Origin of the sequence: Neisseria musculi, assembly GCF_014297595.2 — a bacterium.
Classification (GTDB): Bacteria; Pseudomonadota; Gammaproteobacteria; order Burkholderiales; family Neisseriaceae; genus Neisseria; species Neisseria musculi.
Genome location: NZ_CP060414.2, coordinates 1545136 through 1560019, shown reverse-complemented (window position 1 = coordinate 1560019; position 14884 = coordinate 1545136). Strand labels below are relative to the sequence as shown.

General features: G+C 54.2%; 12 protein-coding genes and 1 tRNA gene. 9 read left to right on the top strand and 4 right to left on the bottom strand.

Features of this window, described 5'->3' with window-relative positions; genetic code table 11:
- Window positions 1-10: 10 nt before the first annotated feature.
- A tRNA-Leu gene (locus H7A79_RS08160) sits at window positions 11-95 on the bottom strand.
- 483 nt (window positions 96-578) lie between these two features.
- Here H7A79_RS08160 and H7A79_RS08155 point away from each other — a divergent pair.
- The 9 genes from H7A79_RS08155 (at window position 579) to hflX (ending at window position 9573) form a co-directional block, all read left to right on the top strand.
- Window positions 579-1223 carry an SCO family protein gene (locus H7A79_RS08155; RefSeq protein WP_186999910.1) on the top strand — a complete coding sequence of 215 codons (645 nt, stop codon included), beginning with the start codon at window positions 579-581 and terminating at the stop codon, window positions 1221-1223.
- Between the two features lie 70 nt (window positions 1224-1293).
- Window positions 1294-1953, top strand: coding sequence for an ATP phosphoribosyltransferase (gene hisG / locus H7A79_RS08150; RefSeq protein ID WP_186999909.1), 660 nt, complete (start codon window positions 1294-1296; stop codon window positions 1951-1953).
- A 41-nt stretch (window positions 1954-1994) separates the two neighbouring features.
- Window positions 1995-3236, top strand: coding sequence for an NYN domain-containing protein (locus H7A79_RS08145; protein WP_186999908.1), 1242 nt, complete (start codon window positions 1995-1997; stop codon window positions 3234-3236).
- Window positions 3237-3271: 35 nt separating this feature from the next.
- Window positions 3272-3997 (top strand): oxygen-insensitive NADPH nitroreductase, encoded by a 726-nt coding sequence (gene nfsA, locus H7A79_RS08140; RefSeq protein ID WP_186999907.1) that lies wholly within the window; start codon window positions 3272-3274, stop codon window positions 3995-3997.
- A gap of 53 nt (window positions 3998-4050) precedes the next feature.
- Window positions 4051-4410, top strand: a complete 360-nt coding sequence (locus H7A79_RS08135) for an MmcQ/YjbR family DNA-binding protein (protein WP_186999906.1) — start codon at window positions 4051-4053, stop codon at window positions 4408-4410.
- Window positions 4411-4451: 41 nt separating this feature from the next.
- A complete protein-coding gene (gene hisD / locus H7A79_RS08130) occupies window positions 4452-5744 on the top strand; it encodes a histidinol dehydrogenase (protein WP_186999905.1) in 1293 nt (430 codons plus the stop codon).
- 220 nt (window positions 5745-5964) lie between these two features.
- Window positions 5965-7023: an alanine racemase gene (alr, locus tag H7A79_RS08125; protein ID WP_135033603.1), complete on the top strand. Its 1059-nt coding sequence runs from the start codon at window positions 5965-5967 to the stop codon at window positions 7021-7023.
- Between the two features lie 534 nt (window positions 7024-7557).
- Window positions 7558-8331, top strand: coding sequence for a TatD family hydrolase (locus H7A79_RS08120; protein WP_186999904.1), 774 nt, complete (start codon window positions 7558-7560; stop codon window positions 8329-8331).
- A 42-nt stretch (window positions 8332-8373) separates the two neighbouring features.
- Window positions 8374-9573 carry a GTPase HflX gene (gene hflX / locus H7A79_RS08115; protein ID WP_186999903.1) on the top strand — a complete coding sequence of 400 codons (1200 nt, stop codon included), beginning with the start codon at window positions 8374-8376 and terminating at the stop codon, window positions 9571-9573.
- 702 nt (window positions 9574-10275) lie between these two features.
- Here the strand turns inward: hflX and H7A79_RS08110 are convergent.
- The 3 genes from H7A79_RS08110 to H7A79_RS08100 are packed head-to-tail and all read right to left on the bottom strand — an operon-like array spanning window position 10276 to window position 14849.
- Window positions 10276-11670, bottom strand: a complete 1395-nt coding sequence (locus tag H7A79_RS08110) for a TolC family protein (RefSeq protein ID WP_186999902.1) — start codon at window positions 11668-11670, stop codon at window positions 10276-10278.
- A 56-nt stretch (window positions 11671-11726) separates the two neighbouring features.
- Entirely contained in the window at window positions 11727-13664 is a 1938-nt protein-coding gene (locus H7A79_RS08105) for a MacB family efflux pump subunit (RefSeq protein ID WP_186999901.1), read from the bottom strand.
- Between the two features lie 12 nt (window positions 13665-13676).
- Window positions 13677-14849: an efflux RND transporter periplasmic adaptor subunit gene (locus tag H7A79_RS08100; RefSeq protein WP_186999900.1), complete on the bottom strand. Its 1173-nt coding sequence runs from the start codon at window positions 14847-14849 to the stop codon at window positions 13677-13679.
- Window positions 14850-14884 lie beyond the last annotated feature (35 nt).

The window sequence follows — 14884 nt, the reverse complement described above, 5'->3', positions numbered from 1 at the left end:
AAGCGGTTTGTGGTGCCCAGGGTCGGACTCGAACCGACACACCTTTCGGCGGGGGATTTTGAGTCCCCTGCGTCTACCAATTTCGCCACCTGGGCAGGTGTAAGATTGCTTATTATAGTATTAAAAAAAATATTGTAAAGTACGGCAGCCTGATTTTTTGTAAATAGTTTTTTTGCTTTGTTATAAGTAAATAATATTAAATGAAAATTTTTAGAAGTGTGTGTGAGTTGCGGCTTTGCTTGGATGTGTGTATGGCGTTGTTGGGGCTGTATTCAATCGTGTGCCGATTAAATTATTCTTTGCTTGAAGCAGGGTCTGTAATGCCGAAGTTGCCGGGTGGGTAGGGTTTGGCGGACTGCGGTGCCGGTGGTTATCCGGTGGGCAGGTGCGGTTTTGGTAGGGGAGCTGCAACGGTCTGAACCGGTGAGGGTGTGGTGCAGTAGAAGCAGGCGCTGCTTTTGCGGGGAGGGGGTGGGGCGGCATAATAAATTTGCTCAGGCCGTCTGAAAGGTTTTCATACGGCCTGTTTAGCGTTAAGATAACATCTCGTTTTATGTTGTTATTTCAAGGAGGGCGGCATGTTGAAACCGGGTTATTTTTATATGTTGTTGGCGTTGGCTGTGCCGCTTGCGCTGCCGGGCTGTAAGCCGCAGGAAGCTGTGCCTGCAGCTTCGGCACCTGCATCGGAGGCAGCTGTTGCGGTTGCCGGTTTTCACGGCGTGGATATGCTTAAAGAAGGCATCGGCGGCGATTTCACGCTCACTGACGGCGATGGGAAGCCTTTCAGCCTGAGCAGCCTGAAAGGGAAAGCCGTGATTTTGTCGTTCGGCTACACCCATTGCCCCGATGTGTGCCCGACCGAATTGCTGACATACAGCGATGCACTCAAACAGCTCGGCAGTGATGCAGATGATGTGGCGGTGGTGTTTGTGAGTGTAGATCCGGAGCGCGACACTCCGGAGCTGATAGGAAAATATGTGCGCCAGTTCAACCCCGGCTTTATCGGCCTGACGGCTGTTGGCGGGCAGGATTTGCCGCTGGTCAAGCAGCAATACCGGGTGGTTTCGTCTAAGGCGCAGCAGCAGTCCGACAAGGTTTATCTGGTGGATCACTCTGCGGGCACTTATCTGCTTGATAAAAATTCGGAAGTGGCCGTGTTTGAGCCTTACGGCAATACGGCGCAGCAGATTGCAGACGATATCCGCCTCTTGTTAAAATCTTAGCCTTTTGAATCAGGCCGTCTGAAAACAGTTTCAGACGGCCTGCATAATCTCACCTCCGAGTTTTCAAAATATGCAGGCAAACCAATTGACCATCGCCTTATCGAAAGGCCGTATTTTTGAAGAAACCCTGCCGCTTTTGGCCGCCGCTGGCATCACGCCTGCAGAAGATCCGGCAAAATCGCGCAAGCTGGTTATTGAAACCAACTGCGCCAATATCCGCCTGGTGATTGTGCGCGCCGGCGATGTGCCCACTTATGTGCAATACGGCGCGGCCGATTTCGGCATTGCCGGCAAAGACGTATTGATCGAACACGGCGGCAGCGGCCTTTATCAACTGCTGGATTTGCAGATTGCCAAATGCCGTATGATGGTGGCTGCTCCCAAAGGCTTTGATTATGCCGCTGCTTCGCAACCGGGCTGCCGACTGCGGGTGGCTACCAAATATCCCGATATTGCTGCCGAACATTTTGCCGCTAAAGGTGTGCATGTGGACATCATCAAACTCTACGGCTCGATGGAGCTTGCCCCGCTGGTGGGGCTGAGCGATGCCATTGTCGATCTGGTTTCCAGCGGAGGCACGCTGAAAGCCAACAACCTCGAGGCGGTGGAGCATATTTGCGATATTTCCAGCTGCTTGGTGGTGAACAAGGCGGCGCTGAAGGTGAAATATGCGCTTATCCGGCCGGTAATCGATGCTTTTGCAGACACCGTTGGCGCAGAGGCCGTCTGAAAAAGACAACCGACAAAGATAACCCAAAAGAAGAACAAACCATGAATATTGCCGACAAAAAACTCGCCGTTTTAATCGATGCCGACAACGCCCCCGCCGACATCATCGACCGCCTGTTGGAAGAAATCGCCAAATACGGCATCGCCAGCGTCAAGCGCATCTATGGCGACTGGAGCCACGGCCTCAACAAATGGAAGGCCGCCCTGCTGCCGTACGCCATTATTCCCGTGCAGCAGTTTGCCTATACCAAAGGCAAAAACGCCACTGATATGGCGCTGGTTATCGATGCGATGGATCTGCTCTACAGCGGTAATTTTGACGGTTTCTGCATCGTGTCCAGCGACAGCGATTTCACCCGCCTGGCCAGCCGTCTGCGCGAAAGCGGCCTTACCGTTTACGGCTTCGGCGAAAAGAAAACCCCCGAAGCCTTCCGCAAGGCCTGCGACAAATTCATCCACACTGAAATCTTCCGGCCTGAAAAAAACGGTGCCGATAAAAACAAAAGCAGCGGCAAAGCCAAACCTGCTGCCGAAGCCGGCTCGTCTGCACCCGATGCTGCCACGCTCATCAAACGCGCCGTGCGCGAAAACGCCGATGATTTGGGCTGGGCCAACCTCGGCCCCATCGGCAGCTACCTCAACAAAATCAACCCCGATTTCGACCCGCGCCTTTACGGCTTCAGCAAGCTTTCCGAATTAATCAAATCGTTCGATATTTTTGAATGGCGCACCGACAACAACCAAATCCAAGTGCGGCGCCGCACCGTTGCTGAAAAAAACGGCAGGCCGTCTGAAAACGGGCAGCACGAACCCCGCCCGGGCGAAACCGGCGAAACTGCACGCGGCAACAAGGCCGTGCAGCCGGGCAATGCCCCGGCCGAAGCCGCCAAGCCTGATATTCTGCCCGCTCCCGGGCGCAAACCCGCCCGCAAGGCGAAGGTGCCGCAAACCGGTGTGCTGTCTAAAACCATGCTGTCTGAAACGCCGCCGGAGGAGCCTGCCGCCGCAGAAAATGCCGCCAAGCCCAAAAGCAGCGGCAAACCCACCTTTACCAAGCTGATTCCGGTGGTGCAGCAGGCTGTGGACGCGGCGGCAGACGAGGGCGGCTGGGCGCGGTTGGGTGATGTGCTCAAGCAGCTTGCTCCCGCCGTGAACCCGCACCAATACGGCTTCGATACCGACCGTGCCCTGATACACGCCATTTACAGCGACTGGCTGGAAATCAAAAAAGCCGGCAGGGGCGAACGGGTGCGCGTCAATAAACGCTTTGTCAGCAAAGATTGATGCCGTCTGAAAACTCCCAACCCCAAAGGCCGCCCATGCTGAAGAGCAAACCCACTTTAGAAACCATTTTTGCCCACCGCTCTATCCGCCAATTCACGCAACAGCCGGTTTCTGACGAAATACTCGACACGCTGGTCCGCGCCGGGCAGCAGGCTTCTACTTCCAACAATCTGCAATGTGTTTCCATTATCCGCGTTTCCGACCCCGCCTTGAGACAGGGCATACGCGAGGCCGCCGGCAGCGCGCCGTATATTGTTGATTGCGCCGAATTTCTGCTGTTCTGCATCGACTTTTCCAAGCACAGGCAAATCTTTCCCGATGCCCAGCTCGATTGGGCGGAAATCAGCCTCATCGGCGCAGTTGATGTCGGCATTTTGGCGCAAAACGTGCTGCTCGCTGCCGAATCGTTGGGGCTGAGCGGCGTGTATATCGGCGCGCTGCGCAACGATGCGCAAAAAGTGTCGGACATATTAAACCTGCCCGAATACTGCATTCCGCTGATCGGCCTGTGCCTGGGCTATCCCGACCAAGATCCGCCGTTTAAACCGCGCCTGCCCAAAGCCATGGTATATGCCGAAAACGCCTGCCCGGCGCTGAACGCCGAAGCAGTTGAAAGCTATAATCAGGCGGTGGCGGATTATTATGTGCGGCGCAAAGGCAAAACCGTGCCGTGGAAGCAGTCGCTGGCGAAAACTTTAGGCAACCCCGTGCGCCCGCATATGCTGGGTTTTTTGCGGGGAAAAGGCTTGTTGAAAAGATGATTTCAGACGGCCTGCCGTATAAGGCCGTCTGAAAACCGCAAGGAACACGCGCAATGAGCCGCCGAACCCTGCTCGATTATGCTGCCCAACACTACCTTACCGTACCCGAATATCCGTGGCGGAGGCATCCCGATTATGCTGTGCTCCGCCACACGGGCAACGGCAGATGGTATGCGGTTTTAATGGATGTGCCCGCCGCCAAACTCGGCTTGGCAGGCAGCGCAAATGTGCCGTTGGCCAATATCAAAGCCGCGCCCGATTTGGTGCAGCTCCTGCGCGTGCAGACGGGTTTTCTGCCCGCCTACCACATGAACAAAACGCACTGGCTGAGCGTGCGGCTCGATGGTTCGGTAAACGAAGCCACCGTTAAAACCTTGCTGGACGGCAGCTTCGTATTGACACAGGCCGTCTGAAAAACTTGCGCTGAAATTTTAAAACACGAAAGAGTGAAACCGTGAAACACCTCAACACCCAATCCCCAGATTTCCAAGCCGAACTCAAAGCACTGCTGGCTTTTGAAACCGCGCAGGATCCGAAAATCGACCAAATCGTAGCCGGCATCTGCGCCGATGTGCAGCAACGCGGCGATGCGGCCGTGGTTGAATACACCAACCGCTTTGACGGCATGGCGGCGCAAAGCATGGCCGATTTAACGCTCACCCAAGCCGAGTTGCAAAACGCATTCGAGCGTTTGCCCGCCGATGTTCAGACGGCCTTGAAAACCGCAGCCGAGCGCGTAGAACGTTACCACCTGCGCCAAAAACTGGAATCGTGGACCTACACCGATGCAGACGGCACGCTGCTCGGCCAGCAAATTACCGCGCTCGACCGGGTTGGCATTTATGTGCCCGGCGGCAAGGCGGCCTATCCCAGCTCGGTGATTATGAACGCCATGCCGGCGCATGTAGCCGGCGTGCAGGAAATCATTATGGTGGTGCCGACCCCGAAAGGCGGGCGCAACGACATCGTGTTGGCGGCGGCTTATATTGCCGGCGTAACCAAAGTGTTTACCATCGGCGGCGCGCAGGCAGTGGCCGCGCTGGCTTACGGCACCGAAACCGTGCCTCAAGTCGATAAAATCACCGGCCCGGGCAATGCCTTTGTGGCCGCCGCCAAACGCCGCGTGTTCGGCGTGGTGGGCATCGACATGGTGGCCGGGCCGTCTGAAATTCTGGTGATTGCAGACGGCAGCACGCCTGCCGATTGGGTGGCGATGGATTTGTTCAGCCAAGCCGAACACGATGAAATCGCCCAAGCCATTCTGATTGCCACTTCGCAAGCCTATCTCGATGATGTTCAGACGGCTATGAACAGGCTGATTGGCGAAATGCCCCGCCGCGCCATTATCGAGGCCTCGCTGCGCAACCGTGGGGCGTTTATTCTGGCGGAAGATTTAAACGAAGCCTGCGAAATCGCCAACTATATCGCGCCCGAGCATTTGGAATTATCAGTAGAAAACCCGCAGCAGTGGGCGCAAAAAATCCGCCACGCCGGCGCGATTTTCATGGGCAGCTACACCAGCGAGAGCTTGGGTGATTATTGTGCCGGCCCCAACCATGTGCTGCCCACAAGCCGAACCGCCCGTTTTTCCTCGCCGTTGGGCACCTATGATTTCCAAAAACGCTCCAGCCTGATTCAGGTTTCTGAAGCGGGGGCGCAAAAGCTCGGCAAAACCGCCGCCACGCTGGCGCACGGTGAAATGCTCACCGCCCACGCGCGCGCGGCCGAATTGCGCTTGAAAGACTAACGCTTTCGATACCGGCATATATTTAAAAACCGCACCAATCGGCCTATAATTCTTTTTTCAAACAGGCCGTCTGAAAAACGCCGTTTTGGCTCCGCAGAAACTTGTTTCCCTTCGGAAACTGCGTTTTAGCTCCGCAGAAACTTGTTTTCCTTCGGAAACTGCGTTTTCAGACGGCCTTTAACCGATTCTGCCAACCCTGCCGTAGAGGATATTTCAAAAAATGCGCCCGTTAAACGCCCAAATCCGCCTTGAAAACCTGCGCCACAATTACCGCATATTGAAAAATATCCACGGCGGCAAACTGTTGGCGGTGGTGAAAGCCGATGCCTACGGCCACGGTGCGGTGCGGTGTGCGCACGCGCTGGCAGATATGGCCGATGGTTTTGCCGTGGCAAGCGTGGAAGAGGCGGTGCAGTTGCGCGAACACGGCATTGAAAACCCGATTCTGCTGCTGGGAGGCGTGTTTGAGGCCGGAGAATACCGGCCGGCTGACCACTACCGCCTGTGGCCTGCCGTGTGCAGCCAATGGCAGCTTGAAGCCCTGCTGCACCACCAATGGCAGCAGCCTGTGAAAGTGTGGCTGAAAATGGATTCGGGTATGCATCGTTCGGGCTTTTTTCCGCACAATTATGCAGCCGCCTACACCGCATTGAAGCAGAGTCAAAATATTGAAAGTATTGTGAAATTCAGCCATTTTTCCTGCGCAGACGAAGTGGATGACGCCATGACCGCAATGCAGATGGAGGCATTTGATTCAGGCTGCGGGGGGTTGGAAGGGGAAGAGAGCCTGGCCAACTCTGCCGCCATGCTGCGCTATCCCGCCGCCCGCCGTGACTGGGGCAGGGCGGGCATTGCGCTTTACGGTGCCTGCCCGCTCGGCCACGCCGACAGCCGCTTGAAGCCTGTGATGCGGCTGAGTACGCGTGTGTTTGGCGAGCGGGTGTTACAGCCGCACTCGCCGGTGGGCTACGGCGCGGCGTTTTATACCGAAAAATCCACCCGCGTGGGCTTGATTGCCTGCGGTTATGCAGACGGTTATCCGCGCCACGCTCCCAGCGGCACGCCTGTTGCCATCGGCAGCCACCGCAGCCGGGTGATCGGCCGTGTGTCGATGGATATGATGACGGTGGAGCTGGATGTGTCGCAAGAGGGCATAGGCAGCGAAGTCGAACTGTGGGGCGATACGGTAAACGTAAACGAAGTGGCCAAGGCCGCCGGCACCATTGCCTACGAACTGCTCTGCCATGTGAAGCGGGCGAAATTCACTTATTACGAATAGCCGAATATTCAAAGGCCGAGAGATCTTGGTAAATTCATTTAGGCCGTCTGAAATATTCAACCATCGTTATTCCTGCGTAAGCGGGAATCCGTGTGTTTTTTAAATCATTGAAATAAAATAATTGATGGCTTTAAGGCCGGATTCCCACCCGCGCGGGGATGAGGGGAGTTAAGCATTTCAGACGGCACTCAGGGTATTTTTGCAAAGGCTTGGTGCCGTCTGAAAAAACGCGCTGTTCGGCAGCCCTATGTTTTTTCAGACGGTTTTTGGATTTTGGCACTGTTATAGGGTTGGTATCGTTTTTCAGCGCAGGGAGGCAGGCAGTACGGGCAGCATGAAACCGGCTCTGTGCCGCCCACGGGCATTTCATCTGCAATTGCACAGGGCAGTACGGACAGCATAAAATCGGTTCTGCTGCCGCCCGGTCGGCTTACGCGATCGTTCTCTTTGTACTGAAACGCAGCAATGCCGTAACAGAAATAACGCGAACCCGCCAAAGCGGCTTAAATTTATCCAAATACAGCAAACAATATCATGTATTTAATCGATTCCCACTGCCATCTCAATTTCGACAGCTTAAGCAGCCGCCTGCCCGAAGTGTTTGCCAATATGGCGGAAAACCAAGTCAGACAGGCACTGGCCATCAGCGTGAGCAAACAGAGTTTTGCCGAAGTGTTGGCGATTGCCGAGGCCAACGCCCATATTTTCGCCACTGTGGGCATACACCCCGACCGGGAAGACGCCGAAGAATTTACGCTTGAAGAACTGGTGCGCCATGCGCAACACCCGAAAGTTGCCGGCATCGGCGAAACCGGCTTGGATTACCATTGGTGCAAAGGCGATTTGGCCTGGCAGCACCGGCGTTTTGCCTGCCATATCCTTGCCGCCAACCAAAGCGGCCTGCCGCTGGTGGTGCATACCCGCGATGCGGCTGCCGACACCATGCGCCTGTTGCGCGAACATCAGGCGCATGCGGGCGTTATCCATTGCTTTACCGAAAACGTTGAAGTGGCCAAAGCCGCACTGGATTTGGGCTTTTATATTTCGTTTTCCGGCATCGTTACCTTTAAAAACGCTCCCGATATTCAGGCGGCGGCCAAATATGTGCCCGCCGACCGCATCTTGCTCGAAACCGATGCGCCGTTTCTTGCTCCCGTGCCCAAGCGCGGCAAACCCAATGAGCCGGCCTATGTGAAACATACCGCCGATTTCGTGGCGCAGCTGCGCGGTGAAACGCCGGAGCGCATCGCCGAAACCACCACCGAAAATTTTTACCGGCTGTTTAACAAAGTGCCGAGAACGGCCTAGCTTCCAGGCCGTCTGAAAAAACCGCCCGATGGAGCCTGCGCCGTGAGCAAACCCACCCTGTTTCAAATCGACAAATCCCTTGAAAATCCTGAGCGCGTGATGTTGGCGGGCGTGATGCTCGAAGCCGGCTATACCGGTGCCAACGAGTTGCGCATTCAAGCGTTTCAGACGGCCTTAAACGAAGCAGCAGAGCTGGTGAGGGCCGCAGGCGGCGATTTGGTGTGCACCGAAACCGCCAGGCGCAGCAAAGCGCACACTGCTTTATTTGTGGGAACCGGCAAGGCACAAGAGCTGGCCGAAGCCGTGCGGCGGCACAATATCGAGCTGGTGGTGTTCAACCACGAACTCAGCCCCACGCAGGAGCGCAATTTGGAGCAGGCACTGCAATGCCGCGTGCTCGACCGTGTCGGCCTGATTCTGGCGATTTTTGCCAAACGCGCACAGTCGCAGGAAGGCAAACTGCAGGTAGAGCTGGCGCAGCTCAGCCACCTGAGCGGACGCCTGGTGCGCGGCTACGGCCATCTGAAAAGCCAAAAAGGCGGTATCGGCCTGAAAGGGCCGGGCGAAACCCGGCTCGAAACCGACCGCCGCCTCATCAACCAAAAAATCACCGCGCTGAAAAAGCAGCTGCATAATGTGCAGAAACAACGCGCCACCCGCCGCAAGGCGCGCATGCAGGGCAATATCAAAACTTTTGCGCTGGTGGGTTACACCAATGCCGGCAAATCCAGCCTGTTCAACCGGCTGACCAAAGCCGATGTATTGGCGAAAGACCAGCTTTTCGCCACACTCGACACCACCGCCCGCCGTCTGTATCTCAACCACCAAACCAGCGTGGTTCTCACCGACACGGTAGGTTTTGTGCGCGATTTGCCGCACAAGCTGGTGTCGGCTTTTTCGGCCACGCTTGAGGAAACCGCATTGGCCGATGTGCTGTTGCACGTTGTCGATGCGGCCCACCCTGATTTCGAGCGGCAGATGGACGCTGTGAATGCTGTACTCGAAGAAATCGGCGCCCATGAAATACCGCAGCTGGTGGTGTATAACAAAATAGATCTATTGCCCGACAGCCAACGCCCTGCCGGCATATTGCGCGACAAACAGGGTAGGGTGGTGGCGGTGAGTGTTTCAGTTACCGAAAACCTGGGTTTGGACGCTTTGAGGGAAACGATGACCGAACGGGCAGAGCAGCCAGTGTTGGGTAAGAAATCAGGATATCTGTACAGCTTATATGCTTTCTAAAGTATGTGCATCGCTGAACGGTAATTGGTACCACCTTTGTACTCAACATCATTAATCGGAATAAACGTACTCTATCGTATCGAAGCAGTTAACCACGTTGCACAGCAGAAGCTTGACGGTACTTGTGGTAGGAGCAGGCAAAATGAATAATGCAATTCGCGTGGGAAATCTTAAATGGCAACAAACAGATAATCCCATTGATTGACTGTTTTTTAGCTTTGCAGCAACGGCAGTCGTTCGTTTGATATTGATATGCACCGTTTCACCAGGGTCAAACTTGTTATAGTGCTTGGCTTTTTCCCTGAGTTCCCCTTGATTTCCCGATCCCGCTTGGTCAAACACTTTATACCGTATTTTATTTGCTTAAAGCGGTTGTTAGTGCTTTTCTGAGGGATGAGTAGTTGCAACCGGGCAGCTTTTAATATGTGTTAAATGGGGTGATTATGCTGATGTTTTATTGCTTGGACAGTGGGTCATACTGATTTTGTTTTGGGTATGAACATGTCAAATAGCTTGGTAATTATGTGGAGTGAACCGAGTGTTTTTATGGGTGTTTTTATGGATATTCATATAGTATTTTCTTTGGGATACTGTAAACAGGCTGGGATTTTCTACAACAGGAACCCCTATTCGATGCAGGGTTCATCCCTTGGAAGCCGCTTGATTAAACTGTCTAAGCCGGTGATCGGGCAGACGGCAGGTTCATCTTCCATCTTTTAGTGTGTAGCGTCCGGCCATGGTTTTATACACCATGTTTTCATATTTCAGTACTTCGTAACGTTGGCTTAGCAGGCTTTGGGCGGAGCTGTATTCAGTGTTGAGTGCGTCAAGCCAGTCTTTCAGTTCGTTTTTGCCGTGTTGGTAGCGCACTTCGTAATAGCGGCTGTTTTTTTGGTCGAGCGCGTATTTTTGGCGCTGGTTTTTTAAGCTTTCTTCGGCGCGTGCGTATTTTTGGTAGTTGCCGAACACTTCGTTCAGGGCGGTGGTGAGTGTTTGCTCGAAATTCAACCGTGCGGTTTCAAAGTTGGCTTCGGCGGTTTTGTTTTCCCATTTCAGGGTTTTCCAGTTTAAGAAAGGCAGGTTCACCTGCACCGAGCCGCCGAGCAAGGGAATATCGAAAGCGGTTTTGGCTTTGTTGGAAGACGTGCTGACGGTAGCGCCCACGGTAATGCTCGGATACCAACTCCGTTTCTGTGCATCTACGCTGCGTAGGGAAGACTGCAAACGGTATTCGGCAGCGCGCAGGTCGGGGCGGTTGGCGAGGGCGGATACGGGCACGTTCAAATCTACGCCTTTTGCATCGGGCAGGCGGAAGCCCGGCGGTTCGGCGGCCATGTTTTGGCCGGGCTTGAGATTCAGCAGGTTGCGCAGGGTTTCTTCTGTTGTTTCACGGCTGTTTTTGAGCTGCACCAGGCTGTTTTGTGCCGACAATAAAGACTGCTGTGCTTGGCGCGATTCGGCGGCATCGGCTTTGCCGTATCGGTATTTGGCTGAGGCGATGCGGTTGATGTGTTGGTATTGTTTTACTGATTTTTCGGTGAGGGCAACGGCTTCGTTGAGATAGGCGATATTGAAATAAGCATCGGCCACGTTGTTGGCGAGTGTGAGGCGGGTGGCGGCCAGGTCTTGCCGGGTGGCTTTGTATTCCCACATTTGTGCATCGGCTTGGGCGTTGAGTTTCTGCCATAGGTCGATTTCGTAGCTCAGGCCGAGCTGGCTGCTGAACGATTGGCCGGTTGCGCCGCTTTTCAGGTTTTTAGAGCCGGATGCGCCAAGCGAGCCGTTAAAGCCCGGCACCCGTTCTGCACCGAGAATATTGGCCTGATAAAGCGCTTTGTTGATGCTGACGGCGGCTTGCTTTAAGTCGATGTTGTTTTCAAACGCCTGGTTAATCAGGCTGTTGAGTGGGCTGCTGTTATAGATGCTCCACCATTGGCTGTTGATGTTGTAGCGTTGGGCGGTTTCTTCGGCGGAAATCACGCTGCCGGCGGCTTCGAGTGTGAAGCGGGGGGCGGGGGTGTGTTTGACGGCGCAGCCGCTCAGTGCGAGCATAATGCCGATGCTTGAGGCCGTCTGAAAAAATGTTGTGCGTTTCATGGGGAAGGTTCCTTTTTCAGACGGCCTAAACGGGCTTTAGGCCGTCTGAAAGCAGATTAGTCATGTGCCAAAGCATCAATGGGGTTCAGTTGTGAGGCACGTTTGGCGGGCATAAAGCCGAATACCACGCCGATCACGGTGGAGCAGGTTACGGCGGCTGCGATGGAGAGCGTGGAAAACGACATGGCGAAGTCTTGAACGAAATAGTTGAACAGGGTGCTGATGCCGAACGAAACCAGTACGCCGGCCAAGCCGCCGATCAGGCAGATCAGCACGGACTCAATCAGAAACTGTTGCAGAATATTGCTCTGCCGTGCGCCGATGGCCATGCGCACGCCGATTTCTTTGGTGCGTTCGGTTACGGAAACCAGCATGATGTTCATCACGCCGATGCCGCCCACAAACAGTGAAATAAAGGCGATAGACGAAATCAGCAGCGTCATGGTGCCGGTGGCGCTTTCGATGGTTTGTTTGATGCTGTCGCTGTTTTGCATGAAAAAGTCTTTTACGCCGTGGCGCGAGAGCAAAAGCTCGTTCAGGCTTTTTTCGGCTGCCTGCGAGTTTGCCTCGTCTTTGATTTTGACGGTAATCGAATTGATATGGCGCTGGCCGCTTATCCGGTTGATGACGGTGGTGTAGGGTGTCCAGATTTGCAGGTTTTCGCTGCTTCCGAAGCCGCTTGTGTCTTTTTCGGTTACGCCGATAATCTGCAGCGGGCGTTTTTTAAATAAAATGGTTTTGCCGATGGGGTTGGTGCCGTCTGAAAACAGTTTGTTTTTGGTGTTTTGATCGATAACCGCTACTTGGGCGTTGTTTTTGACATCATCGGCATCATACAGACGGCCTTCTTCGATTTTAATGCCGCGCACATCGAAATATTGTTCGCCCGCACCGTAAAGCTGGGCGGTGGCATCGGTGTTGCGGTAGGTAACGGTGGCGTTGGAGGCAACCATAGGGGTAACGCTGTCCACATAGCTTTGTTTGGCAATTGCTTGGGCATCTCCGATGGTCAGTGTGCGCACCCTGCCCGAGCGGCGGTCTCCGAACCCGCGCCCGGGGTAAACGCTGATGGTGTTGGTGCCGATGGCGCTGATATCCGACAGGATTTTCTCTTGCGAACCGCGCCCCAAAGCCACCACCGACACTACCGAGGCAATGCCGATGATGATGCCGAGCATGGTTAACAGCGAGCGCATTTTGTGCGCCATAATGGCCTGCACCGACATGCGGAATGATTCTATCAATTGGTCTTTGAAAAACAGCCACGAGGTGTTTTCTTTGACGCTTTCTACCTTGCTGGGCGGGATTTCGGTGTTTTTGCTGGTGTCGGCAATGATTTCGCCATCGCGGATTTCAATCACGCGGTTGGCGTTGGCGGCGATGCCGGGGTCGTGCGTAACCAAAATGACGGTATGCCCCTGTTTGTGCAGGCTGTGGATGATCTCCATCACGTTTTCGCCCGATTGGGTGTCCAGTGCGCCGGTGGGCTCATCGGCCAAAATAATCTCGCCGCCGTTCATCAATGCGCGTGCGATGCTCACGCGCTGCTGTTGGCCGCCTGAAAGTTCGCTGGGTTTGTTGCCTTCTTTGTTTTCCAAGCCTAAATCGTGCAGCAGTTTGTCGGCGCGCAGGTTGCGGCCGGCGTGTTCCATGCCGGCGTAAACGGCAGGCAGGGCGACATTGTCGCGGGCGCTGAGCGTGCTCAACAGGTTGTAACGCTGGAAGATAAAGCCGAAGCGTTTGCGGCGCAAACCGGCCAGTTGGTCGGCATCCATCTGGGAGGTTTCCAAGCCGTCTATGGTGTAGGAGCCTGAAGAGGCGGAGTCTAGGCAGCCGATGATGTTCATCAGGGTGGACTTACCCGAGCCGGATTGGCCGATAATCGCAACAAAGTCGCCTTTTTCTATGCTCAGGCTGATGTTTTTCAGCACATGTACGCGGTTGTTGCCGCTGCCGAAATAACGGTTGATGTTTTTGCATTCGATCAAACTCATGGGGGTGCTCCGTTACATCGGGCCCATGGGGCCGCCCCGGAGCTCTTTTTGCGCATCGGCGGCAGTTGCTTCCGAAATAATCACTTTTTCACCCTCTTTCAAGCCGGAGAGTACTTGTGTGTTGGTGCCGTCGCTCAGGCCGGTTTTGATTTCACGCTCCTGTGGTTGGTTTTTATCGTTTAACACGCGCACCACTTTTTTGCCTTTTTGATTTTTAACCGCCAGATTCGGTACGCTCAAAACGTTTTTTGCCTGGTTGATGGTGATGGTGTTTTCGGTGGTCATGCCGATGTGCAGCGAGCCGTCTTCATTGGGCACTAAGGAGCGGGCATAGTAGTAAATCGCGGTGTCGGTGGTGTCGGTGCTGGTGGTGTAGGAGCCTTGCGACATGGTGGTTAAGCCTGGATCGACTGTGTCGATTATGGCAGAGCGGGTGTTGTCGGGCTGCGAAAGAATGGTGAAGGTTAATGCCTGGCCGGCTTTTACCTTGCCGGCATCGCCTTCGGCAATCTGCATTTTGTTCAGCATTTTGCTCAAATCGGCAAGCTGCACAATGGTGGGCGTGGCTTGGTTGGCGTTCACGGTTTGGCCTTCTTCTACGGGGATCGATACTATTGTGCCGTCCATTGTTGCCGAAATACGGGTGTAGCCCAAGTCGGCCTCTGAGGTGTTGATGGAAATTTGGGTTTGTCTGATTAATGATTTCAACTCGGCTACCGATGCTTTGGCTGCGGCCAGCGCGTCTTCCGCATCTTCAAGCTCTTGTTTGGAGGTGGCATCTTCAGCCCATAAGGCTTTTTCGCGTTTGTACTTTTTATCGGCAGTGCGTTGCTTGATTCCGGCAGAAACTAGTTGGGCTTGATAAGTGTCGAGTTTGGCTTTATTGGTGTTTAGCTCGTTTAATTGTGTTGTTGAATCGATTTCGGCGATTAAATCGCCTTTTTTAACCTGTTGTCCGATTTTAACGTGCAGCTTTTTAATTTGGCCTGAGGCCTGCGAACCTACCGTTACCAATTGGGCTGCCGAAATCTCGCCGGTGGCATTGACCGTTTGGTTGATGTCGATGCGGCTTACTGTTTGGGTGAGATAGTTGATTTGTTCTTTCGGTTTGAAATAAACCCATGCTGCAAAACCCAATACAACTGCAACGGCTGCTGTCCCGATCCATTTAATCGCTTTTGCCATAATGCCTCGATGTGAACACTATCCATTACGGATAT

Coding starts and splice junctions, on each gene's coding strand:
- H7A79_RS08155 (WP_186999910.1), top strand. CDS start 579: ATGTTGAAACCGGGTTATTTTTATATGTTGTTGGCGTTGGCTGTGCCG.
- hisG (WP_186999909.1), top strand. CDS start 1,294: ATGCAGGCAAACCAATTGACCATCGCCTTATCGAAAGGCCGTATTTTT.
- H7A79_RS08145 (WP_186999908.1), top strand. CDS start 1,995: ATGAATATTGCCGACAAAAAACTCGCCGTTTTAATCGATGCCGACAAC.
- nfsA (WP_186999907.1), top strand. CDS start 3,272: ATGCTGAAGAGCAAACCCACTTTAGAAACCATTTTTGCCCACCGCTCT.
- H7A79_RS08135 (WP_186999906.1), top strand. CDS start 4,051: ATGAGCCGCCGAACCCTGCTCGATTATGCTGCCCAACACTACCTTACC.
- alr (WP_135033603.1), top strand. CDS start 5,965: ATGCGCCCGTTAAACGCCCAAATCCGCCTTGAAAACCTGCGCCACAAT.
- H7A79_RS08120 (WP_186999904.1), top strand. CDS start 7,558: ATGTATTTAATCGATTCCCACTGCCATCTCAATTTCGACAGCTTAAGC.
- H7A79_RS08110 (WP_186999902.1), bottom strand. CDS start 11,670: ATGAAACGCACAACATTTTTTCAGACGGCCTCAAGCATCGGCATTATG.
- H7A79_RS08105 (WP_186999901.1), bottom strand. CDS start 13,664: ATGAGTTTGATCGAATGCAAAAACATCAACCGTTATTTCGGCAGCGGC.
- H7A79_RS08100 (WP_186999900.1), bottom strand. CDS start 14,849: ATGGCAAAAGCGATTAAATGGATCGGGACAGCAGCCGTTGCAGTTGTA.